This window comes from Pseudokineococcus sp. 1T1Z-3 (genome assembly GCF_037482365.1).
Lineage (GTDB): Bacteria > Actinomycetota > Actinomycetes > Actinomycetales > Quadrisphaeraceae > Pseudokineococcus.
Map to the genome: position 1 here is coordinate 193,757 of NZ_JBBHZF010000012.1, position 21,171 is coordinate 214,927.

At 75.3% G+C, this 21,171-nt stretch carries 19 protein-coding genes; 6 read left to right on the forward strand and 13 right to left on the reverse strand.

Annotation, left to right across the window (positions count from 1 at the left end):
• Nucleotides 1–99: 99 nt before the first annotated feature.
• From WDV86_RS04325 to WDV86_RS04345, 6 genes are all read right to left on the reverse strand, one after another.
• Nucleotides 100–4,893 carry a S8 family serine peptidase gene (locus tag WDV86_RS04325; protein WP_339566371.1) on the reverse strand — a complete coding sequence of 1,598 codons (4,794 nt, stop codon included), beginning with the start codon at nucleotides 4,891–4,893 and terminating at the stop codon, nucleotides 100–102.
• 159 nt (nucleotides 4,894–5,052) lie between these two features.
• Entirely contained in the window at nucleotides 5,053–6,069 is a 1,017-nt protein-coding gene (locus WDV86_RS04330; protein ID WP_339566372.1) for a hypothetical protein, read from the reverse strand.
• 77 nt (nucleotides 6,070–6,146) lie between these two features.
• Complete coding sequence (locus WDV86_RS04335; protein WP_339566373.1) at nucleotides 6,147–6,854, reverse strand: DsbA family protein; 708 nt, start codon at nucleotides 6,852–6,854, stop codon at nucleotides 6,147–6,149.
• Nucleotides 6,855–6,941: 87 nt separating this feature from the next.
• Entirely contained in the window at nucleotides 6,942–7,121 is a 180-nt protein-coding gene (locus tag WDV86_RS16215) for a helix-turn-helix domain-containing protein (protein WP_445262940.1), read from the reverse strand.
• 10 nt (nucleotides 7,122–7,131) lie between these two features.
• Nucleotides 7,132–7,419: a hypothetical protein gene (locus tag WDV86_RS04340; RefSeq protein WP_339566374.1), complete on the reverse strand. Its 288-nt coding sequence runs from the start codon at nucleotides 7,417–7,419 to the stop codon at nucleotides 7,132–7,134.
• A complete protein-coding gene (locus WDV86_RS04345; protein ID WP_339566375.1) occupies nucleotides 7,416–7,763 on the reverse strand; it encodes a hypothetical protein in 348 nt (115 codons plus the stop codon). Before WDV86_RS04345 ends, WDV86_RS04340 begins: the two co-directional genes overlap by 4 nt.
• A 505-nt stretch (nucleotides 7,764–8,268) precedes the next feature.
• Between WDV86_RS04345 and WDV86_RS04350 the strand changes: the two genes are divergently transcribed.
• Entirely contained in the window at nucleotides 8,269–8,859 is a 591-nt protein-coding gene (locus tag WDV86_RS04350; RefSeq protein WP_339566376.1) for a GNAT family N-acetyltransferase, read from the forward strand.
• A 59-nt stretch (nucleotides 8,860–8,918) separates the two neighbouring features.
• On the opposite strand, the gene WDV86_RS04355 is transcribed toward WDV86_RS04350, so the two are convergent.
• The gene (locus WDV86_RS04355) at nucleotides 8,919–10,376 is read right to left on the reverse strand and encodes a sodium/glutamate symporter (protein ID WP_339566377.1); all 1,458 of its coding nucleotides are present in this window, start codon (nucleotides 10,374–10,376) and stop codon (nucleotides 8,919–8,921) included.
• Between the two features lie 198 nt (nucleotides 10,377–10,574).
• Between WDV86_RS04355 and WDV86_RS04360 the strand changes: the two genes are divergently transcribed.
• The gene (locus tag WDV86_RS04360) at nucleotides 10,575–11,870 is read left to right on the forward strand and encodes an MFS transporter (protein WP_339566378.1); all 1,296 of its coding nucleotides are present in this window, start codon (nucleotides 10,575–10,577) and stop codon (nucleotides 11,868–11,870) included.
• Nucleotides 11,871–11,880: 10 nt separating this feature from the next.
• Here WDV86_RS04360 and WDV86_RS04365 read toward each other — a convergent pair whose 3' ends face one another.
• Nucleotides 11,881–12,798: an NADP-dependent oxidoreductase gene (locus tag WDV86_RS04365; RefSeq protein WP_339566379.1), complete on the reverse strand. Its 918-nt coding sequence runs from the start codon at nucleotides 12,796–12,798 to the stop codon at nucleotides 11,881–11,883.
• A 125-nt stretch (nucleotides 12,799–12,923) separates the two neighbouring features.
• Between WDV86_RS04365 and WDV86_RS04370 the strand changes: the two genes are divergently transcribed.
• Complete coding sequence (locus WDV86_RS04370) at nucleotides 12,924–13,286, forward strand: MerR family transcriptional regulator (RefSeq protein WP_339566444.1); 363 nt, start codon at nucleotides 12,924–12,926, stop codon at nucleotides 13,284–13,286.
• Between the two features lie 27 nt (nucleotides 13,287–13,313).
• On the opposite strand, the gene helR is transcribed toward WDV86_RS04370, so the two are convergent.
• From helR to WDV86_RS04385, 3 genes are all read right to left on the reverse strand, one after another.
• The gene (gene helR, locus WDV86_RS04375) at nucleotides 13,314–15,527 is read right to left on the reverse strand and encodes an RNA polymerase recycling motor ATPase HelR (RefSeq protein ID WP_339566380.1); all 2,214 of its coding nucleotides are present in this window, start codon (nucleotides 15,525–15,527) and stop codon (nucleotides 13,314–13,316) included.
• A gap of 660 nt (nucleotides 15,528–16,187) precedes the next feature.
• Nucleotides 16,188–16,757 (reverse strand): TIGR03086 family metal-binding protein, encoded by a 570-nt coding sequence (locus WDV86_RS04380; protein WP_339566381.1) that lies wholly within the window; start codon nucleotides 16,755–16,757, stop codon nucleotides 16,188–16,190.
• Nucleotides 16,758–16,967: 210 nt separating this feature from the next.
• On the reverse strand, nucleotides 16,968–17,240 hold the full coding sequence (locus tag WDV86_RS04385) for a hypothetical protein (protein ID WP_339566382.1): 273 nt from the start codon (nucleotides 17,238–17,240) through the stop codon (nucleotides 16,968–16,970).
• Between the two features lie 361 nt (nucleotides 17,241–17,601).
• Here WDV86_RS04385 and WDV86_RS04390 point away from each other — a divergent pair, with 361 nt between their 5' ends.
• Both WDV86_RS04390 and WDV86_RS04395 read left to right on the forward strand, forming a co-directional pair.
• A complete protein-coding gene (locus WDV86_RS04390; protein ID WP_339566383.1) occupies nucleotides 17,602–17,862 on the forward strand; it encodes a hypothetical protein in 261 nt (86 codons plus the stop codon).
• Complete coding sequence (locus tag WDV86_RS04395; RefSeq protein ID WP_339566384.1) at nucleotides 17,849–18,178, forward strand: type II toxin-antitoxin system PemK/MazF family toxin; 330 nt, start codon at nucleotides 17,849–17,851, stop codon at nucleotides 18,176–18,178. Before WDV86_RS04390 ends, WDV86_RS04395 begins: the two co-directional genes overlap by 14 nt.
• A 210-nt stretch (nucleotides 18,179–18,388) precedes the next feature.
• Here WDV86_RS04395 and WDV86_RS04400 read toward each other — a convergent pair whose 3' ends face one another.
• On the reverse strand, nucleotides 18,389–19,093 hold the full coding sequence (locus WDV86_RS04400) for a nuclease-related domain-containing protein (RefSeq protein ID WP_339566385.1): 705 nt from the start codon (nucleotides 19,091–19,093) through the stop codon (nucleotides 18,389–18,391).
• Nucleotides 19,094–19,153: 60 nt separating this feature from the next.
• Nucleotides 19,154–20,065: a LysR family transcriptional regulator gene (locus WDV86_RS04405; RefSeq protein ID WP_339566386.1), complete on the reverse strand. Its 912-nt coding sequence runs from the start codon at nucleotides 20,063–20,065 to the stop codon at nucleotides 19,154–19,156.
• Between the two features lie 91 nt (nucleotides 20,066–20,156).
• On the opposite strand from WDV86_RS04405, the gene WDV86_RS04410 reads away from it, so the two are divergent.
• A complete protein-coding gene (locus tag WDV86_RS04410; RefSeq protein WP_339566387.1) occupies nucleotides 20,157–21,158 on the forward strand; it encodes an EamA family transporter in 1,002 nt (333 codons plus the stop codon).
• Nucleotides 21,159–21,171 lie beyond the last annotated feature (13 nt).

A 21,171-nucleotide genomic window follows, 5' to 3' on the forward strand; every position in this document is an offset into this window, starting at 1 on the left:
CCGGTGCTCCGGCGAGCGACGCCGGCGCTCCGGCGGCCCGGGGACGACGGAGGGGCACCAGCCCACCGGCTGGTGCCCCTCCGCCTCACGAGCCCGTGGTCAGCGGCGCACGGTGCGCTCCGCCGAGGTCTGGCTCGCCGTGGCGTAGCCCTCCCGGGTCGCCGTCGTCCGGACGCTGAGCGCCGCACCGGCGTCCGCCGGCTGCAGCACGTAGGTCCGGCCGGTGGCGCCCTCCACCGGCTCGCCGTCGCGCAGCCACTGGTAGCTGAGCTCGACCGGTGCCGGCGACCAGCGGCCCGGGATGGCCGTCAGCTCGGAGCCGACCCGCCAGGGGCCGCGCACCACCGGCACGGGCGCCCGTCGGAAGGCGCTGAGCACCGTCACCGGCTCGCTGGCAGCGACGACCTGCTGGCCGTCCGGCAGCGTGCCCGTCACCTGTAAGGAGATCGGGTGCCCGGCGTCGTGGCGGCTCAGCTCGTACTGCGCCGACGTCGCCCGCCGGATCGGCTCGCCGTCGCGCAGCCACTGGTAGCTGAGCTCGACCTCCGCGGGGGCCCACGTGCCGGGCTCGCCCGTGAGGGTCTGGCCCACCACGGCCTCGCCCGCCACCGTGGGCGTGCCAGGCACCAGCGCTCCCTCGGGCGCCAGGTCCTCGACGCCGACCCCGCCCAGCTCCAGGGTGAGCTGGCGCCAGACCCGCCAGACGCCGTCGAAGGTCTCGTAGCTCACCGTGACCCAGGCGTCCTGCTCGGCCGGCAGGGTCGTCGGGGTGGTCGTGACGGTCGTCCCGTCCGCCGGGTCCACGGGGACCACGACGTCGAGGAACGGGCTGCTGGCGTCGGGCTCGCCGAGCCCCACGCGCAGGGTGTAGAGCGACGCCCCGAGCGGGTGGCGGTGGCTGACGGCGAGGTCGACCGGCTCCTCGCCGTCCGCCCCGGGCTCGGCCGTGCGCGTCGTCCACAGGTCCTGGCCGATGAGCTCCTCGGCCACGGGGGCGCACCGCGAGGGCCCGTCGTTGTCGTACCGGGTGACGACGTCGCCGAAGAAGTCCCGGACCTCGAGCGAGGTGAAGCCCTCGACGGTCCAGACCTCCTGCGAGGTCCCCGGCGCGAAGGAGTCCCACGCGTCGACGAGCCGGCCGTCGCAGCCGCGGTAGGTCACCTGGACGGTGGCGCCGCCGCCGGTGCGGTTGTCGACGTCGAGGCGGACCCGCCCGGGCTCCTCGGTCGGCGTCACCGTGACGGTGCTCGCCTCGGCGGCCTCGACGACGACGTCCTCGACGCTCTGGCCCGGCCCCGTCGTGCCGTCGGGCAGCACGACCTCGGCCCGGCCCACGTAGCGACCCACCGGCACCGCCGCCGGGCTGCTGCGCAGGAAGAGGACGCCGTCCTCGGTCGGCTGGACCTCCTCGAAGGCCACCTCGCCCGTCTCGGCGTCGGTGAGGCGGAAGCGTACGTCGCCGCTGCCCTGGGTGGACACGGTGAGGACGACCCGCTGGGTGCCGGTGAGGGCCGGCTGCAGCTCGTACCAGCCTGGGCTGATGCTCACCGGGGAGAGCAGGAAGTCCCGCGAGAGCTCGACGCCCGGGCCGGAGAGCACGAGGGTCTGCGCGCCCGGCTCCAGCTCCTCACCCAGGCTCAGGGACCAGCTGATGGTGCCGTCCACGCGGGCCTGCCCGGACTGGGCGACGTCGCTGCCCGCCACCCGGGCGGTGTAGCGCTCCCCGGGCGTCAGCCCGGTGGCCCGCACGGCGAGGTCGAAGCCGACGGTGGCCCACTCGTCCGGCCCGGAGGGCGTGACGGTGAGGGACAGCTCCCCGGGCTCGGCGACGGGCTCGCCGGCGTCGACCGCCACGGCGGTGACGTTGCCGGTGCGGCCGTAGGAGACCAGCCCGAGGTACTGGCCCGGCTCGACGTCCCAGCTGGCGGTGACGGCGGGGGTCGCGCCCACGTCCCCGACCAGCAGGTCGGGGTCGAGCACGAGCTCGCCGTCGACGTCGTCGGTGACGACGTAGCTGGTGAGGGCGTAGGGCACCGTCTCCTGCTGCCCGCCGTCGACCACCTCGACGGCGGCGACGTAGGTGCCTCCCCACGGCAGGGACAGGTCGACGACCTCGTCCGCGGCCGGGCTGCGGGTGCCGGCGACGGGGTAGACCGAGCCGTCCTCGTCCCGCAGGTACACGGTGAGGTCGAGGTCGGCGGCGTCGTCCTCGGCGTCCAGGGCCAGGCGCAGGTGCGTCGCCCCGTCCGGGACCTCGACGGCGTAGCGGTCGGCCCGCCGGCCCTCGCGGCCCTCGCCGCGGGCGGTCGCGCCGCGGGTCAGGCCGGCGACGCCGAGCTCGAGCGAGGAGGCCTCGCCGAGCTGGGGCTGCCACGTCACCGAGCTCTGCTGGCCCTCGCCGCGGACCTCGGCCGGGACGCCGACGGCGACGGGGCGGACGGCGACCGCGCTGCGGGCCGACGGGCGGCCGGCCTCCTCCGGCACCCAGGTCAGCGCACCGCTGACCCACTGCTGCAGGGGCGCGTCGGTCCGGGTGAAGGAGACCTCGAAGGTCGCGGTCTGGCCCGGCGCGTCGAAGCTCAGCGTGGCCGGCTCGACGACGGCCTCCACCCCGGCGAGGCCCGAGACCTCGGCCGTCCAGGTGCCGGCCCGGGTCGAGGTCACGGTGCGGGTGAGCGTCTGCACGCCCGGCAGCTCGCCGACGGCCAGCGAGGCCAGGTTGAGGTCGGAGGCGTCGACGGGCTCGACGTCCGAGCGGCCCAGGCCGATGCCGGCGCGGTAGCTCTCCCAGTCCGAGGGGCCGTTCAGGTACAGCAGGCCCGGGTCGAGGTAGGAGCGCGGCACGACCTGGCCGTTGCCCTGGGCGAAGGGGTCCTCCAGCGGCTGGCCCTCGGCGTCCACGGCGGGCGTGGCCGAGGTCATGAGCGCCGACTTGGCCTCGGCGGGCGAGGCGCCCTCGTGCGCCCCGTAGTACAGGGCGCCGAGGCCGGCGACGTGCGGGGAGGCCATGGAGGTCCCGGAGCGGTAGCCCCACACCGGCTCGGCGTCCTCGGCGTTGGCGAGGGCGGCGTAGATGGTGGTGCCGGGGGCGGCCAGGTCGGGCTTGATGAGGTCGGAGCCGTCGACGCGCAGCGGCCCGCGGGAGGAGAAACCGGCGATCTGCGGCGCCGGCGGCGAGGGCACGCCCGCCTGGTTGCCCGCGAGCATGGCGGCGGTCGCGCCCTCGGTGCCGGCGTAGGTGCGCAGCGCCTCCCGCACGTCGGCGTCCACGTGCACGGTCGGGACCGCGTGCTCGTCGGTGTCCAGGGAGCTGGGCGTGGGGTTGACGAGCACCATGCCGACGCCGCCGGCCCGGGCCACCTCGACCGACTTGTCGGTGCGGGCGACGGTGCCGCGGTCGCACAGCACGACGGTGCCGGTGACGACCGCCGGGTCCAGGGTGCCGGAGGCGCACAGGGTGGCGTCCACCCCGTCGAGCCCGGCCGCGCGGGCGTCGACCAGCGGGGTGGCGGGCACGCCGCCCTCGGGCACCGTCACGGACGTGCCGAGCAGCCGGGTGCCGTCGCCGAGCTCGACGGTGGCCTCGGGGGCCGGGATCGTCGAGGCGGCCACGGTCGTGATCCAGGGCGCGGCGTTGTCCACGCTGGAGGACCACGGGCCGGAGTTGCCGCCCGCGGCGGCCACGAAGACGCCGGTGGCGGCGGCGGCCAGGAAGGCCTCGTCGGTCACCTCGACCGTCGACGTCGCGCCGGAGCCCGAGCCGATGGAGAAGTTCAGGACGTCGACGCCGTCGCGGGTGGCGGCCTCGATGGCGGCCAGCAGGTCCACCGTCGCGCAGCCGTCCCCGGACACGCCGGTCCAGCACGCCTTGTACGTCGAGACCACGGCGCCCGGGGCGACGCCGGAGACGCGCCGGCCGGCCGCGTCGACGGCGTGCTCGCCCGCGGCGGTCGAGGCCACGTGCGAGCCGTGTCCATTGCCGTCGCGGGGGGAGAGGTGCTCCCCGCGCTCGGCGCCGGCGACGGCGCGCTCGCCGAAGCCCTCCACGAAGTAGCGGGCGCCGACGAGCTTGGTGCTGCAGTCCTCGGCGTCGAAGGCGTCGCCCTCGACGCAGCGGCTGCGGAACTGGCTGCCGTCGGCCTTCTCGACGATGATCTCGTCGCCGTCGAGGTAGGGGGTCGTGGTGCTCGGCTCGCTGCTCAGCGGCTCGCCCGCGAAGGAGGGGTTCTCCGGCGCGATGCCCGTGTCGATGACGCCGACGACGACGCCGGCGCCGGCCTCCTCCGGCCCGCCGACCTCGGCCCAGGTGCCGTCCGGCCCCTCGAGGCCGAGGAACTCGGTGGAGCTGGGCGAGAGGTCCTGCACCTGCAGCAGCTCGTTCGGCACGAGACGGTCCACGCGCGGGTCGTCGGCCAGCCGGGCGGCCTGCGCGCCGTCGAGCTCGGCGGCGAAGCCGTTGGTCGTGAGGGAGTAGGTGACCAGGGGTTCCGCGCCGACGGAGGCGGCGACCTCCTCCTGCTCGGCGGCGGCGTGGTCGGCGTGCGCGCGGACGGCGGCGGAGTCCGCCGAGAAGTCGGCCGGCGCGTCCGTCGCCGTCGGCGCCAGGCCCTCGATGCCGCCGTCGTAGGTGGCGGTCGGGTCGTCCTCGAGGACGACGACGTAGGTGCCGTCCTCGTACGTCGCCGGCGAGGGGGCGCTGTCGGCGAGGGGCTGCGGCGCCGTGGCGGGGGCACCCTCGGTCTCGGCCGCCGGGGCGGCGAGCGTCACGGGGGCCGAGAGCAGACCGGCGGAGAGGGCGAGCGCCACGGCGCTCGCCAGGCGGGCCGCCGGGCGTGCGGTCGGGCGGCCCGGGTCGGGCGAGCGGCGGTGGGGGCCGGGTGCTGCTGGGGGCACGGGGACGTCCTCGGGGTCGCGGGGACGGCGCCGTGCCGCCCGGGCGAGGACGGTAGAGACTCTGCGCGGCAGGGTGCGGTCACTGGCCGCTACCTGCCAGATGCCGAGCCAGGTCCGGCGACCGCCCACGTCATGACGGGTCGCACGGCCGGGGAGGGCTCACAGCCACCCGCGGCGGGCGCAGAGCAGCCCGAGCTGGAAGCGGTTGTCGACGCTGTGCTCGGCCATCAGCCGGTGGGTGCGGCGACGCAGCGAGCGCACCGACAGGCCCAGCTGGCGCGCCACCGACTCGTCCGTCATGCCGGCCGCGACGAGGGCCAGGATGGCCCGGTCCTCGGGTGAGGGCCCGCCGTCGCGGGACTCCGCCGGCGCGCCGCCGGGCTCCGTGGCCACGCCGCTGCCCAGCGGGGCCGCGCGCTCCCAGGCCGCGAGGAAGACGTCGACGAGCACGCCGACCAGGGGCGAGTCGTGGGTCACGAGGGTGTCCACGCGGTCCGGCTCCAGGCTCAGGGACACCATCGCGGCCCTGCGGTCGGCGATGACCATCTTCACGGGCAGGTCCGGCAGCACGCGGGCCCGCTCGCCCTCGGCGGCCAGGCGCTGCACCTCGGCCATCGCCCCGGGGCGCTCGAGGCTGGCCCGGGCGTAGATGCCGCGCCAGAGGACGCCTTCGCGGATGCTGGAGGTCTCGACCTGCTCGACGGGCGAGGAGACGTGCGGGGGGCGGTCGAAGATCAACAGCTCGGAGGTCACCTCGTGGCGCAGCTGCACGTACCAGCTGCCGACCTCGCGCAGGTCGGTCACGACCCGGGACGTCGAGGCCTCGGCGGCGGCCGGGCTCGAGCTCTCGAACAGCTCGACGAAGTGGGGGATGGACTGCCGCAGGTCCCGCACCCCCGCGGTGAGCCGGTCCGCGGCCGTGCGGAGGGAGACGGCCGGGTCCACGCCGACGTAGCGGCCCTCCTCGTGGCCGGTGCGCGTGACGAGCCCGTGGACGAGCAGGAGCTCCAGCGCCGCGTGCACGTCGGCCGGGTCGTCGTCCACCGCGGCGAGGAGCCGCTCCACCGAGGTGCTCGGCCGCGCGAGCAGGACGGCGTAGACCCGTCGGGCGGCGTCGCCCAGGCCCAGCAGGGCCAGGGCCTGGGCGGGAGAGGACGGCGTCGGGCTGGTCCCCACGTCGGCTGCCTCCTCCCGCTGCGCGCCGGCGGTGCCCGCCCTCGCGGCGGTGCCCCAGTGTGCGGGCGTCAGGCTGCTCAGGGCGCCTCGGCGACGGCGTCGGCCACCAGCTGGCGCAGCTCGGCCACGCTGCGGGGCGCGATCGGCTCGCCGTCCAGGAAGAAGGTCGGTGTGCCCTGCACGCCGAGGGCCTGGCCGTCGCGCAGGTCCCGGGCCACGCGCGCCAGGGTGGCCGGGTCGGCGACCGCGGCGTCGTAGGCCTCCAGGTCCAGGCGCAGGTCGGCCGCGAAGCCGCGGAACAGCGCGGCCTTGGACTCCTGCTGCTCGCCCCACTGCGGCTGGGTCTCGTACATCCGGTCCACCATGGGGGCGAAGGCCCCCTGCTGCGCCGCGGCCTCGGCGGCGACCGCGGCCGTCTCGGCGTTGAGGTGGCCCGGCATGGGGAAGTGGCGGGCCACGACGCTGAGGCGGCCCTCGTGCTCCTCGCGCAGCTCGTGCACGAGGGGGTGTGCCGCGGCGCAGGCCTCGCACTCCAGGTCGAGGAACTCCACGAGCACGGGCGCGCCCTCGCCGCCGTCGGCGAGGTGGTGGCTGTCTGCCCGCACGACGGGGACGTCGCCGGCACCCGCCGGGTCGCGCGCGGCGAGGCCCAGCACGACGAGTGCCGCCGCCGCGGCGGCGAGGACGGCGACGACGGCGGTGAGCCGGGTCGAGGTCCGCCGGCGGCGATGCCGGCCGGCGGTGCGAGCACGCGCTGCCCGCTCGGTGGTGGCGCTCGTGGGCACGGGGCCTCCTCGTCGGGGTCGGCCGACAGCCTCGCACCCGCCCGGGTCGGCCGACGGGGTCAGCCCGGCCTCCCCGGGGCGGGCGGGTCAGGAGCGCGTCCCGTCGGGCGTCCGCTCGCCCGGTGCGGAGGGTGCGGAGCCGGCGACCTTCTCCAGCCGGCGCAGGAGAGCAGCAGACGGCGTCACCGCACCGCTCGCGTAGGTGGACAGACGTGGTCCCGAGGTGCCGGCGCGACGGGCGAGCTGGGCCGCCGTGAGCCCGGACAGCTCGACGAGCTCACGTACCCGGGCGGCGACCTCGGCGCGGTCGGGTGGCCCGTGCCTCCTCCCGCGCGCTCCGGATCGCCCGCTCGAGCAACGCCGTGGCGCCCGTGGGCTCCGCGTAGCCGAGGTAGTCCTCCAGCGACCGGGAGAGCTCGCCCCACGGATCTCTTCGCACCGCGCCCGTCAGCCGCGCCCAGTCATGCACGCCGCCGCGCTCGACCGCTGTGACGACTGCCTCGTAGGGCCATGTCTCGACGGGGTCGGCGGGGTCGGCGTCGACGTTGCGGAAGCGCAGGATCATGACGCCAGCTCTCCCACCAGCGCGTCGGCGAGGTCGGTGCACGCGGTGACGACTGCGGACCAGTCCTGCCATCGCGCGTCCAGGTTCCGGTAGGTCGCCAGCTCTCGCGTCACTCGTACGTCCCGTGGCGCCGGTGCGGACAGACGCGTGACGAGGGCGGTCAGCACGCCGTCGTCGTCGCCCGAGCGGTCCCGGTAGTAGTCGTCGATGTCGAGGAGCGCTCGGGCGCCCGCCCTCGTGCCGTAGCGCGCGGAGAGAACTGCGACGTCGAGGTAGTCGCGGACCTGGTTGCGCTGCACCACGAGGTAGGCCTTGATGCGGAGCGTCTCCGCGGCCGTCGGCACCTGCAGCTGCACACCCGTGCCGAGCTCGACACGCTGCGTCTGGAGGGGGCGCGTGCGACGGAGCTGGCGAAGACCCGCCTCGACGCCGCCGAGCGCGCCGAGGATGGTCGGTCAGCGGTGGTGAGCTGGCCCGGACGTCGGTGACCCACCCGTCCGTGGCCTCGACCGCTTCCAGGACGTGCAGGTACCGCTCCCGCAGATCGGCCACGACGTGGTCGTGGGAGTCGCGGTGGTGGGCGTAGAGGGCCGCTGCCGTGCCGCCGACGAGGACGGCGTCGGGGACGACGTGCTGCAGCTCGGCAGCGGAGAGCAGGACCCCGCGCAGGGTGTCGCTGACGTCGTCGAGCTCAGGGGGTTCGCCCGAAGTCGTCACGACGTCGCCTTATCGGATCCGATAAGAGGTGCGCCGTCATAGGCCCCGACGACTACGGCGCCGCCGTGACAGGCTGCACCGCATGAGGAGACGGGACGGCGCGGGCACTGGGCTCGGCGCGGGCCGGGAGCCATGACCGCGCATGGCCCGGCGACGTCCGACCAGGACCGGTCCGAGCGCCGCACCGAGCGCCTGCTGCTGCGCCGCTGGCGGACGGAGGACCGTGAGCCCTTCGCGGCGATGAACGCCGACCCCGAGGTCATGGAGCACTTCCCCGCCCTGCTGGACCGCACGTCCAGCGACGCCCTCGCGGCGCGCGCCGACGCCCGCCTCGCCGAGCAGGGTTGGGGCCTGTGGGCGCTGGAGGTCGCGACGGGCGACGACGCCGGCCGCTTCGCCGGCTTCACCGGCCTGCAGGCGCCCTCCTGGGCCCCGCCCTTCGGGCCGTGCGTCGAGGTCGGCTGGCGGCTGCCGCGGTGGGCCTGGGGTCGCGGCTACGCCACCGAGGCGGCGCAGGAGGCGCTGCGGGTGGCCTTCGCCGACCTCGCTCTCGCCGAGGTGGTCTCGTTCACCGCGGTGCCCAACGTCCGCTCCCAGGCGGTCATGCGACGTCTCGGCATGACCCGTGACCCGGCCGAGGACTTCGACCACCCCCTCGTGCCGAAGGCGAGCCCGCTGCTGCGCCACGTCCTCTACCGCCTGCGCGCCGACGCGTGGCGCTGAGGCTCTCGGGCGTCTGACCCGTCGGTCGCCGGCGCAGCCGCCGCCGGCTCGCGTCGCCGTCAGCTGGTGTCCCCCTCAGCGGTACCGGCGACGCGGGCTTCTTCCTCCTCGGGTGACCGACGCCCGAAGACGAGCAGCCCGACCGCCAGCGAGGCGGCCAGCAGCACCGCCATGGCGATGAGCAGGGGGTAGGGCCCGAGCTGGGCCACGAGCGGCAGCGACGCCGCGGTCACGAGCCCGCCGCCGAAGAAGGGCTCGAAGGCGAGCTGCTTGTAGCCGAAGGCCTCCAGCGCCGGGGTGGCCGCGTTGGGGTCGGCGACCCGGATGAGGATGAGCCCGGTGGCGGTCACGCCGAGGGACTGCCCGAGGTCGCCGATGCCGCGCTCGAACCAGTAGCGCGGGATGATCCGCGGCGCCAGGAACACGAAGACCCCGATGTTCCAGGCGAGCCCGGCCACGGCGAGCACGAGGAACGTGACCCAGTTGCTCGCGATGGCCTGCAGGGACAGCGTCGCCAGCGCGCTGATGATCAGCAGGTCGAGGGCGATGCCCTGGATCCGCAGCATCATCCGGCGGTCGACGATGCCCATGGAGTCGTAGCGGTCGACGACCTTCTGGACGACGACGCCGCCCAGCATCGCGAGGGGGAAGAGCGGCACGAAGGCGAAGATCTCGATGGTGCCGGCCCACAGGGCGGCCTCAAGCGCCTGCAACGCCTCCAGGACGGCCAGACCGATGAGGATGGCTACCGCGACGATCGCGAAGTGGATGGCCAGCGGCTCGACCGACGCCGTCCGCACCGTCAGCATCGCGGCCGGCTCCTGGTCGTCCTTCTCGTAGAGGCCGCGCTGCTCGGCGAGCGAGGTCTTCGCGTCCCCCTCCAGCACCTCCGCGCGCCCGGTCCGCACGCCCCAGTTGACGAGCCCGATGCCGACGACGACGCCGGAGACGACCCCGATGGTCGCGAGCCCGAGCGCGAGGTCCTGCCCCTCGGGGAAGCCGAGCTCCTCGAACGTCGTCCCGAGCCCGGCTGCCGTGCCGTGCCCGCCCTCGAAGCCGACCTCGATGAGCGTCCCGACCAGGGGGTTCTGCCCGAGGAAGGGCACGAGGACCAGGACGGCCAGCAGCAGCCCGACCACGTACTGGCCGGCGCCCATCGTCACGCCGAGCGCCAGCTGCGGGCCGGCGAGCTCGGCCGCCGTCTTGACCTTGGGGATGCGTTCGCCGAGGAAGAGCGTCGCGAAGACCACGGAGATGAGCAGGCCCGGCAGCGAGGACCAGACCTCGAGGAACTCGGCCGGCCACACCCCCTCCGACAGCGGGGCGCCCTCCCCGCCGACCGCCCCGGCGATGCCGCCGACGACGCCGGGGCCGAGCAGCAGCGCCAGGGCGCCGCCGATGATCGAGCTGGGCAGGAACAGCTTCTGCGCCAGGCGCGAGCGGACCCGGATCGCCTTCGCGACCAGGAGGACGACGCCGAGCACCAGCAGGCTCAGCCCGATCATGTTGGCGGACACGGTGCCTCCACGCGGTCGAGCGGCAGGCCGGCCGAGCAGCGGACCGGTCGTGCCGCGAGCTCCCAGGGTCCGCACACCTAAGTGCCAGGCGGGTGGCCGGACAAGCCCCTCCGCGCCATCTGCGGCGTCTGGACGCCGTCGGGCACACCAGCCCTAACGTGCTTGACCTTCCGTGGGCGCCCCGGCTTGGCTCGGCCTGTGCACCGCCCACCCCGCCGGCGCAGCCCTCGCGAGCGCTGGCGGGCGGGCCTCCTCGGTGCCCCCGAGGGCCGCGACTACCGGCGCCTGTGGGTCGGCGACGGGCTGACGGGCGCGAGCGTGGAGGTCACCGGGCTGCTCGTGCCGCTGCTGGCCGTCGGCGTGCTGCAGGCGTCGCCGCTGGAGATGGGCCTGCTGGAGGCGGCGCAGACCCTGGCCTTCCTGCTCGTCGGCCTGCCCGCCGGCGCCTGGGTCGACCGGTGGCGCAAGCGCTCGGTGCTGCTGTGGTCCAACCTCCTGCGGGGCGGCGCCCTGCTGCTGCTGCCGCTGGCGTGGGCGCTCGACGTCCTCTCCCTGCCGCTGGTGCTCGTCGTCGCGGCCCTCGTCGGGGTGGGCAGCGTCTTCTTCGACGTCGCCTCGCAGAGCTACCTGCCCTCGCTCGTGCCGGCGCGTCACCTGGCCGAGGGCAACGCGAAGCTGCAGGTGCTGGCCTCCCTCGCCCAGGTCGCCGGGCCGGCGCTGGGTGGTCTGCTGGCCCGGCTGCTGGGGGCGCCGCTCGCGCTCCTGGCCGCGGGCGCGACCTTCCTCGTCGCCGTCGCCGGACCCGCGAGCATCGCCCACCGCGAGGAGCCGGCGCCGCGCGAGCCGGGGCGGACGCTGCGGGCCGAGGTCGCCGAGGGGCTCGCGTTCGTCGTCCACCGGCCCCTGCTGCGGCGCATCGTCGCGACGACGTCGGCCAGCAACGCCTTCGGCGCCATCACCAGCGCCCTGCTCGTGCTCTACGCCGTGCGCGAGCTGGGGCTCACCGAGGCGCAGGTGGGCCTGGCCTTCAGCGTCGGGGCGGTCGGTGGCCTCGCCGGCGCCCTCGTCGCCGAGAAGGTGACGGCCTGGGCGGGCGAGGGCCGCACGATCGCCTGGTCGCTCGTGCCGGCACTGCCGGCGCTCGCCCTCCTGCCGCTGGCCTCAGGCCGGGAGACCGCGACGGCGCTGGTCATGGTGTCGGTGTCCGGCGCCGTCGGGGGCGTCGGCATCGTCGTCTACAACGTCGCGCAGGTGACCTTCCGCCAGCGGCTGTGCCCACGGCCCCTGCTCGGGCGCATGAACGCCTCGGTGCGCTTCGTCGTCTGGGGCGTCATGCCGGTGGGTGCCTTCCTCGGCGGCGTCCTGGGCGAGCAGGTCGGGCTCGTGGCGGCGCTGTGGATCAGCGTCGCCGGCCAGGCACTCGGGGTCCTGCCCGTGCTGCTGAGCCCGCTGGCGCGCTCGCGCGACCTGCCGGGCGTCGGGGAGGGCCCGTAGCCGCCCTGCCTCAGGGCAGCGTGAGCACGACCTTGCCCGCGCCGCCACGCTCGACGAGCTCGTGCGCGCGGACGACGTCGTCCAGGGGCAGCACCCGGGCGACGCGCGGTCGGTAGTCGCCGCGGGCGCCGAGGTCGGCGGCGGTCTGGAGCAGCGCCGAGTCGTTCTCGGCGAAGACGAGCGCGACTCCGTGCTCGCCGGCGCCCGCGGCGTCGGCCACGGTCGCCACACCCGCAGGGTCGCCGACGACCTCGACGAGGGTGCCGAGCGTCCCGGCGCCCGCGGTGTCCAGGGCGGCGTCGACGCCGTCGGGGCACAGCTCCGCGAGACGCCCCGGCAATCCCGGCCCGTACGTCGTGGCCAGGGCCCCGGCGTCGGCGAGCAGCTGCTGGTGGGCGGGGCTCGCCGTCCCCACGACCCGGATGCCGCGGCTGCGGGCGACCGCGACGGCGGCGCTGCCGACCGAGCCGGCCGCACCCTCGACGAGCAGGGTCCGGCCGGCGAGGTCCCCGAGCGCATCCGCGAGGGTGTCCAGCCCGCGCACAGCGGTGGCCGCGGCCAGCCCGGCCGCGGCCGCCTCGGGCATCGACCACGGCTGCGGCACCGGCGCCCACGCGGTCAGGACGGCGTGGGCCGCGGTGGTGTCCGCCAGGCCGCCGAGCCCGAAGACGACGTCGCCCACGCGCGTGCCCTCGACCCCGGCGCCCACCTGGTCGACGACGCCCGCGGCGTCGCGGCCGGGGATGGCCGGCAGCGGCAGGTCGACGGCCTCGGCCAGCCGGCCGCTGCGCAGCAGCCAGTCGATGGGGTTGACGCTCGTGGCCTGCACCCTGACGCGGACCGCCCCCTCCGGGGCGCTCGGTGCCGGGACCTCCTCGAGGGCGATCACGTCGGGCGGGCCGTACCGGTGGTAGCGCGCTGCACGCACGGGTGCCTCCGTCTCGGCGCGCCGCGACGGTCGCGGCGTCGACCGGACGGTAGGAGCTGACACCGGTGTCAGGGGCAAGTCCTGGTGGTGAGGTGGCGGCGGGTGATGCTGATGCCGTGGACGGCATGAGGATCGGCGAGCTGGCGCGGCGCACCGGCGTGAGCCCGCGCTCGCTGCGCTACTACGAGCAGCGCGGGCTGCTGCTCAGCGGGCGGACGCCGTCGGGCCAGCGGGTCTACGCCGAGGACGCCGTCGAGCGGGTCGGGTGCCTGGCCGCCCTGCTGCGGACGGGCATGTCGACCGCGTCCATCCTGGAGATGCTGCCGTGCATGACCTCGCCGAGCCGGAGCACCATCCGTGCCGCGGAGGAGACGATGCTCCGCGAGCGCGAGCGCCTCACCACGGCGATGGCCGACCTCGGCGCCGCCCGCGACGCCCTCGACCGGCTGATGGAGGGGCACCGGTCGAGGCAGGGCGTCTCGGCGTGAGTCGCGGACGAGCCCTCCGTCCTGCTCTCACGGCGTGAGCACGACGAGCTGCTGGGTGGCCCGCGTCATCGCGACGTAGCGGTCCACCGCCGCGGTGACGGCGGTGCTGGCCTCGGCGGCGCCGGGGAGCGGCTCGAGGAGGACGACGAGGTCGAACTCCAGGCCCTTGGCCAGGTCAGGACGCAGGCAGCGGACGCGCGGGGTGCCCGGCAGGTCCAGGGTCTCGACGTCGGCGGCCAGGACGCAGGCGGTGCCCTCGTCGTGGTCGGCCAGCCACGAGGTGAGCAGGTCCGGCAGGTCACCGACCTGTCCGTGGGTCACGGGCAGGCCGGTGCGGCGGACCGACGTCGGCACGGCGGCGTCGGGCAGCACGGCGCGGATGACGGGCTCGGCCTCGGCCATCACCTCGGCGGGCGTGCGGTAGTTCACCGTGAGGATGGCGACCTCGACCCGGCGCAGGCCCGCCCGGGCCAGGCGCTCCGGCCACGTGCCGGCGAAGCCGTGCCGGGCCTGGGCGCGGTCGCCGACGACGGTAAGACTGCCTGCCGGGCAACGGGCCAGGACCATCCGCCACTGGGCGTCGGTGAGCTCCTGCGCCTCGTCGACGACGACGTGGGCGAAGGGCCCGGCCAGGGCGTCGCTGCGCGTGCGCCGTCCACCGCCCGGGAGCGTCGTCTCGTCGACCAGGCGCTCGCTGAGGTCGGCGTGGCGCAGCTGGGTCATGAGCCCGTCGGCCGCTCCCGCCTCGACGAGCTCCTCCAGGACTTGGGCCCGCTGCTCCTGCTCGCGCGCCGCCGCGGCCTCCCGACGGCGCTGGCGGGAGGCGAGGCCCTTGTCGCCCAGGCGACGGCGGGCGGCGTCGAGCAGCGGGAGGTCCGACGTCGTCCACGGCGCGTCGGCTGGGCGCTGCAGGGCGAGGACCTCCTCGCGCGACAGGTGCGGGGCGTACCGGGCGAGGTAGGCCGGCACGCTCCAGAGGTCGGTGACGAGCTCGACGGCGTCGAGCATCGGCCAGGCCCGCTCCAGCGTGCGGCGCAGGTCGGCGTCGCGCGCGAGCTCGGCGCGGACGGCGGCGGCGGGCGCCTCGCCCTCGCCGTCCTCGGCGGTGCCGTGCCGCTCGACGAGTACTCCCAGCAGCTCCTCCCACACCGCCTCCCGCGCCTCGTTGTGCGGGATGCCGGGGTCGAGGGCGCCGAAGGCCTCGGCCCAGTCGGCGGCGGTGACGACGAGATCCGCCCACGGCGTCCCGACGGCGACCCGGGCGGTGGGCGGCTCCTCGTGGAGGCCGACGGCGGCCTCGACGGCCGCGACGAGGCGGGCGTCGGCCTTGAGCGTCGCCACGCGGGCGTCGTGCTCGGGTCGGGCGTGGGCGCCCTCGGGCACGAGGTCCTCGAGCGTCGCCGTCAGCACGCCGTCCTCGCCGAGGTCGGGCAGCACGTCCTCGACGTAGGCGAGGAACGGCTGGTGCGGCCCGAGGAAGAGCACACCGCCGCGACCGGCGCGAAGGCGTGGGTCGGCGTGCAGCAGGTAGGCGATGCGGTGCAGCGCGACGACGGTCTTGCCGGTGCCCGGGCCGCCGTCGACGACGAGGACGCCGGCCGAGCCCGCCCGGACCGCGGCGTCCTGGTCGGCGGCGAGGGTGGCGAGCGCGTCGCGCATCCGGTCGGTGCGGGCGGCGCCCAGGCTGGCGACGAAGGCCGACCTCGCGTCCAGGGCAGCGCGCGAGGCCTCCTCGCCGGGGCGGTCGTCGACGAGGACCTCGTCCCAGTAGTCGGTGATGCGACCACCGGTCCAGCGGTAGCGGCGGCGGCTCACCAGCCCCTTCGGGTCGGCGAGGGTGGCGGCGAAGAAGGGCGCCGCGGCGGGGGAGCGCCAGTCGACGACGAGCCGGGCGCCGTCCTCGCCGGCGAGGCCGAGCCGGCCGACGTAGACGACGTCGCCGTCGGTCGTGGTCATCCTCCCGAGGCAGAGGTCGAGGCCGACGCGCCGCAGCGCCCGCAGGCGGGCGGTGAGCCGGTGCACCTCCTGGTCGCGGTCCAGGGCGTGCTGGCCCTCGCCGCCGGGAGCGCGGCGGGCCGAGGCCAGACGGCGTTCGAGGTCGTCGACGGAGCGCTCGAGGCTGGACGCGACGGCGGCGAGGTGGCGCTCGTCGTCGCCGACGAGGGCTGGCGCCACTTTCGCGGCGCGCTCGGCGGGCAGGGCGAAGGCAGAGGAGGGCACGGCGGAGGCAGAAGTGGGCACGGCGGCTCCGATCAGGTGCGGTGGTCCCCGTGGCGGCGGCCTTAGGCGGGGAGGCGCGAATGATGGAGCGGCACAGGGGTCTTGCCGCAAGACCCCCTCTGCGCTAGACACTGGTCAGGACGAGGGAACGTCGCTGGCCCGGCGTGCTGAGCCTGTGCGTTAAGACGTCCTCCACCTCACGGCCTGGGCAGCGGCACCGGTGGAGAGGGACGTCGACTGCTGGAGCGCGTCGCGCGCGGGCCGCGCGGAGACGACCGCGGGTTGATGCGACGTCGGTTTCCGAGGCGGAGACGATGGTGGTCCGCGGGCTGAGAGCGCTGACAGGTGCCTCGTTCGGTGCACGTCTGCAGGACTGTCCCTCGACAGCACATGGAGCGCCTGGCAGTGGCCGAGCGCCAGCGGCTGCAGGTGGGCCGCGACTGGTCGTCTGCACAGCTCGCCCAGTGACTCGTGCAGCGATCTCCCGGTCTCAGTCGCGTCGGCGCTCAGCGGCGTGCTGCCGAGCCCTGGCGATGCGCTGCTCGGCAGCAGCGACCGGTGGTAGGAGGCGTTGTGGTCTCAGGAGAGCACCGCCCGATGGTGCCGCTCTGCCTGTCGTCCCGCTCGGGATCGGATGGGAACGGAGCCTGGCCGTGCCACTCGCCTGCACCGCTCAGCTCCTCAACGGACTGGTGGACGTCCGACGGCGTGGAGGAGACGGTGCTGGGCGGAGGCGCCCGCCGGGGGAAGACCGTCGGGCGCTCTGAAGTGCGATGAGCTGGGCATGGATGCGATCCATGGCAGGTAGTGGCTGATGGCGGTCTCGACGACGAGAGGGTCCAGCGCCTCGTCCAGGCCGAGGGCTCGGGCGAGGTCCCAGGTGTGCACGGCGATGTCGGCGGCGCGGTAGCGCAGCAGTTCTCGGCCGGTGACCCTGCCCGCCGGGTGGTCGCACACCTTCCCGAGCGTGCTGGCACGGGAGAAGGCCTCGCGCTGCAGCCGGGCGCTGTGCTCGAACCGCTGGAGGGCGGTCGCCGCCTCGGGCGTCTGCGGAGGCGGTGGCGCGGTGCCGGCGGAGCCGCCCTCCAGGAGGTGCACGGCGAGGGCGTTGCCGGTGATGACGTGCTCGACCAGGTCGAGCACCGACCACTCCTCGCACGGCGTCGGCTCCTCCCAGCGCCAGGCGATGCCGCCGGCCCGTCGCCGGAAGCCGTCGACAGCCTCGTCGAGCACGGTCTCCTGGTCCTCCATGCGCTCCCCTCGGGTCGGTGGCACGAGCGGGTGACGACCAGTCCGCGCTGGTCGCCGGCGGCGCGCTCGTCGTCGCGAGACCGCGACCTTCCCGGTCCCCGATGGTCCTCTCGTGCGACGTCGTCGGCGCCTCCGCCACCGAGGACCACCCGGTCCTCACGCGGTCAGCACGCTGTCCGACGGGAGTTGTCGCTGACGAGACAGGCTGTCTCAGAGAAGACTCAGAGTCAGGACAGGGACCAGCTGGAGCAGCGCCAGGCCAGCGGCCATGCCGGCGACAGCCCAGCTCGAGGCATCGGTCCTGCGGAGGGCCCACACGGTCCAGCAGACGACTGCGACGACGAAGGCCCCGAAGATCCAGGGGCTGAGGAGCCACGCGAGCAAGGACAGCCCCCAGACGGGCAAGAGGACGACGAGCCAGCCGACCTCGTCGAGCAGCGCGCCGACGAGCCGGCGCGGTACGTCCAGGACGACACGGGCCACGTCTGGGAGGGACGGGGTGGGCGCAGGGGGTCCAGCGTGACGACCGGGTGACCGCTCGGCCCTGCTCACCCGTACTCCCGGACGACGTCCACCTGAGCATCATCGGTCACCAGCTCGGTGAGCGAGAGGCGCACGCGACGATGGCCTCCTCGGCGTCGCTCCGCCGCCGAGCACTGATTCGTCGACGGCCATCCCGCTCGGAGAGCGTCAGCTCGACGGTCTCCGCCCTCTTCAGTGGGAGAGGCGCTCAGGCCCTGGAGGCGTCCTCTGCTGGCTCCTCGGCCTGCCGGTCCGCGCATCCATCGGTACTTGGCACGTCGGCAGCCTTGACGGCGACGCCTGTACGACGAAATGTAGACACGTGACGGCAACCGCAGGCGCCAGCGAGGTCTGGCAAGCACGCATCGACCACGAGCTGGCCGCCCAGCTGCGTGCCGACTCCCAGGTCCTCGGCCTCGAGAGCCGCACCGAGATCGTGCGCGCCGCCCTCCAGCTGCTCCACCAGCGAGCAGCCGAGGAGCAGATGGCTCGCAGCGTCGACGACTTCTACGCCGGCCAGACGCCACCGCTGCCGATCGGCGTCCGACCGGCGGCCGTCGCGCCCGGCGATGCCACGGCCTGAGCCGTTCCGCGGTGAGGTCTGGGACGTCGACTTCCCGGACGTCGGGACCCATCCGGCCGTCGTCCTCAGCGTCAACGCCCTCAACACCCGACTAGGCCACGTCGCCGTCATTCCTGTCACCGGCACCATGGGACCGGATGCCGCGCACGTGCCCTTGACCGTCGACGCCGGGCTGACGCGGTACCCGGAGTCCTATGCCGACGTCACCGCCCTGCAGCCGGTCGACAGGGCGCGGTTGCTCCGTCAGCGCGGACGGCTGGCCCCCGGTGAGATCGACCGGTTGGCCGCACGGCTCCGCACCTACCTCGGCTTGTGACGGTCCAGGTCGGTGCCGAAGGGGCGGGCGTGTCTTCACCAGGTCTTGTCTTACGACGGGGTCTGTGCCGTGCGTCGGGCGATGAAGAGGTCGAAGGTGCGTCGCTGCTGGCCAGGGCGAGGTCGGGTTCCTAGTCGTCGAAGGAGAGCGCGACGTCAACCAGCTGGTAGACGGCTGCGCCGAGGACGGCATCCCGGTCGAGCGGGCGCCTCAGGCGGCCGGCAGGGCCTGACGGAGTGCGGCGGCGATCTCGTCGGGGTGGGCGGGCTGGGTCTTCGGGGGCAGGGCCCGTAGCCATTCCCGCAGGTGGGGGCCGGCGACGTAGACGACGCGGCCAACCTCGACGACCTGCTGGGGGAAGTCGCCCCACAGGACGACGACGGCCTGGACCCAGGAGGAGTGGCCGAGGCCGAGATGGGTGTGGACGGCTATGCCGAGCCCTCGGGCGGCCCCGCCGACCTCGCGGGTGCTGACGAGCTCGGGGGCGTCGTGGCTGGTGACCGTGGCACGTCCCCGGTCGTCGACGTGGATGGTGCCGGGCCGCCGCTTGGAGTCCAGGACGTAGGTGCCGCACGGGCCGGTGAGGACGTGGTCGACGTTCTCGGGCCCGTCCGGGTGCAGGCGGCGGTCGTGGAGCACGGTCCAGCCGCGGCGCCGCAGCGGCCGGAGCTCCTTGGCGGTCCACTGCTCGGCGAAGGCGCCGAGCTCCCACTGGGCGGTCTGGGCGGGTGGGGTGTCTCGCATCACGACGAAGAGGGCCAGGCCGGCGCCAAGGATGGCGCCCGCGCAGTACAGCCAGGCGGCCATGCCGGTCGTCGCGGCGACGGCGTGGGCAGGGACGAGCCCGAGGACGAGGTAGCCGCCGAAGAAGGCCGCGTAGCGGCGGCGCATCCGTCGCCGCCAGGAGGCGCGCATCTGCCGTGAAGCGAGGTACCTGAGCCGCCCCCCGTCGTGTCTGTGCCGACGTCTCCGGGCTCAGTGCTCGTCGGGCGCGACCTCCCGTGCGAGGTCGCCGAGCTCGTCGAGCACCAGGCGCACAAGGGGACGCTCGGCCTTGTCGGGGCGGACGAGGGCGTCGACGAGGCGTCCGGCGCGGACGCCGGTCAGCGGCAGCAGCCGGACGTCGGGGTGGTGCCCGCAGGTGTGGCGCGGCAGCAGCGACAGGCCGTGGCCGGCGGCGACCAGGCTCAGCACCACGTGGAAGTCGTTGACGCGGTGCACGATCCGCGCCGGTGCGTGCTGACCGGCGACGGCGTGGAGCACCGCGGCGACGGGGAAGCCCTCGCGGACGGCGATCCACGGCTCGTCGAGCAGGTCGTCGGGGGTGAGGCTCTCCCGCGCGGCCAGCGGGTGCGTCGTCGGGACCGCGACGTCGAGCGGCTCGCGCAGCAGCGTCCTCGTGCGGACCTGCCGCGGGTGCGCCGTCCAGGCCGGCTGGGTCTCGGGGCGGTGGGCGATGACGACGTCGAGGCGGTCGGTGAGCGCGGCGAAGTCCTCGAGCGCCACGTCCTCGTCGGAGCACTCGACGACGACGTCGGGGAAGCGCGCGAGGCGGGTGAGCAGCCCGGGCAGCAGTAGCTCGGCGCCGCTGGAGAAGGCCGAGACGCGTACCACGCCGCTCGGTCGGGCGAGCACGTCCCGGGCGGCGGTGCGGGCCCGCTCCAGCGAGGCGGCGACGTCGAGCGCCGCGTCGGCCAGGGCGTGACCCGCCGGGGTCAGGCGCAGCCGCCGTCCGTCCCGCTCCGTCAGCGGCGTGCCGGCGGCGCGGGTGAGGGCCGCCAGACGCTGGGAGACCGCCGACGGGCTCACGTGCAGCACCGCCGCCGCCTTGGTGACGCCGCCCTGGCTGCGGACCGCGGCGAGCGCGGCGAGCGCGTCGACGTCCATGCCGGCAGGGTCTCACCGTTCAGCACGGCTGAACCGATACTTCGGAAAGGTGCGATGGACTGCACGGGGTCTGCGGCCTGACGCTGCCATCGTGCCGATCCGAGACCGAGCCCTGGCCTGCGTCGTCGCGGTGCTGTGGGGCGTCAACTTCCCCGCTACCGAGCTGGCGCTCGGCCAGTTCCCGCCGTTGCTGCTCGTGGCGCTTCGCTTCGCCCTGCTGGCGGTGCCGACCGTCCTGCTCGTGCCGCGCCCGCAGGTCCCGCTGCGCTGGCTCGTCGGCTACGGGCTGGGCTTCGGCGTCCTGCAGTTCCTCTTCCTCTACACGGCGATGGACGTCGGGATGCCGCCCGGCCTCGCCTCGATCGTGCTGCAGTCCTCGGCGCCGTTCACCGTGCTGCTCGGCGCGCTGCTCCTGCGGGAGCGGCTGACGGCTCGGCGGGTCGTCGGCGTGCTCGTCGCGATCGGCGGTCTCGCCGGCATCGCCGTGCACCGGGAGATGGCCGACGGCGGTGCCCCGGTCGCCGCCGTCCTGCTCACCCTCGCGGGCGGCCTCGGGTGGGCGCTGGGCAACCTCTCGAGCCGGCTCGCCCGCCCGCCGCGACCGCTGCACCTGGTGCTGTGGATGAGCGTCGTGCCACCGGTGCCGATGCTCGCCGCCTCGCTCGCCGTGGAGGGACCTGGTCGGGTGCTCACGGCGCTGACGACCGTCACCGACAGCCGGTCCGGGCTGCTCGCGCTCATCGGCCTGCTGTACGTGGTCCTCCTCGCGACCGTCGTCGGCTCGGGGTTGTGGACGACTCTGCTCGCACGGCACCCCTCGGGGCTCGTCGCTCCCTTCTCGATGCTCGTGCCGGTGGCCGGCGTCTCCTCCTCCTGGTTACTACTCGGCGACCGGACGCCGCTCGTGGAGGTGGCCCTGGGCGGCGTCGTCGTCGCCGGTGTCCTCGTCGGCGCGATGACGCCGCGACGGACGCTCGACCTTCGGGCGGCGCCGCAGCCGACGCCGGCCGACGCGGCGCGCACCGACGCCGTGGAGCGGCGCCCTCACCGAGCGCGGAAGACGCCGTGCTCGCAGACCGTCAGACGAGGTTGACAGGCCGAGTGGC

Excerpts from the sequence above, each read along its gene's own strand:
- WDV86_RS04380 (WP_339566381.1), bottom strand. The coding sequence starts at position 16,757 with ATGGAGGACCAGGAGACCGTGCTCGACGAGGCTGTCGACGGCTTCCGG.
- WDV86_RS04370 (WP_339566444.1), top strand. The coding sequence starts at position 12,924 with ATGAGGATCGGCGAGCTGGCGCGGCGCACCGGCGTGAGCCCGCGCTCG.
- WDV86_RS04340 (WP_339566374.1), bottom strand. The coding sequence starts at position 7,419 with ATGATCCTGCGCTTCCGCAACGTCGACGCCGACCCCGCCGACCCCGTC.
- WDV86_RS04405 (WP_339566386.1), bottom strand. The coding sequence starts at position 20,065 with ATGGACGTCGACGCGCTCGCCGCGCTCGCCGCGGTCCGCAGCCAGGGC.
- WDV86_RS04350 (WP_339566376.1), top strand. The coding sequence starts at position 8,269 with ATGACCGCGCATGGCCCGGCGACGTCCGACCAGGACCGGTCCGAGCGC.
- WDV86_RS04395 (WP_339566384.1), top strand. The coding sequence starts at position 17,849 with ATGCCACGGCCTGAGCCGTTCCGCGGTGAGGTCTGGGACGTCGACTTC.
- WDV86_RS04400 (WP_339566385.1), bottom strand. The coding sequence starts at position 19,093 with ATGCGCGCCTCCTGGCGGCGACGGATGCGCCGCCGCTACGCGGCCTTC.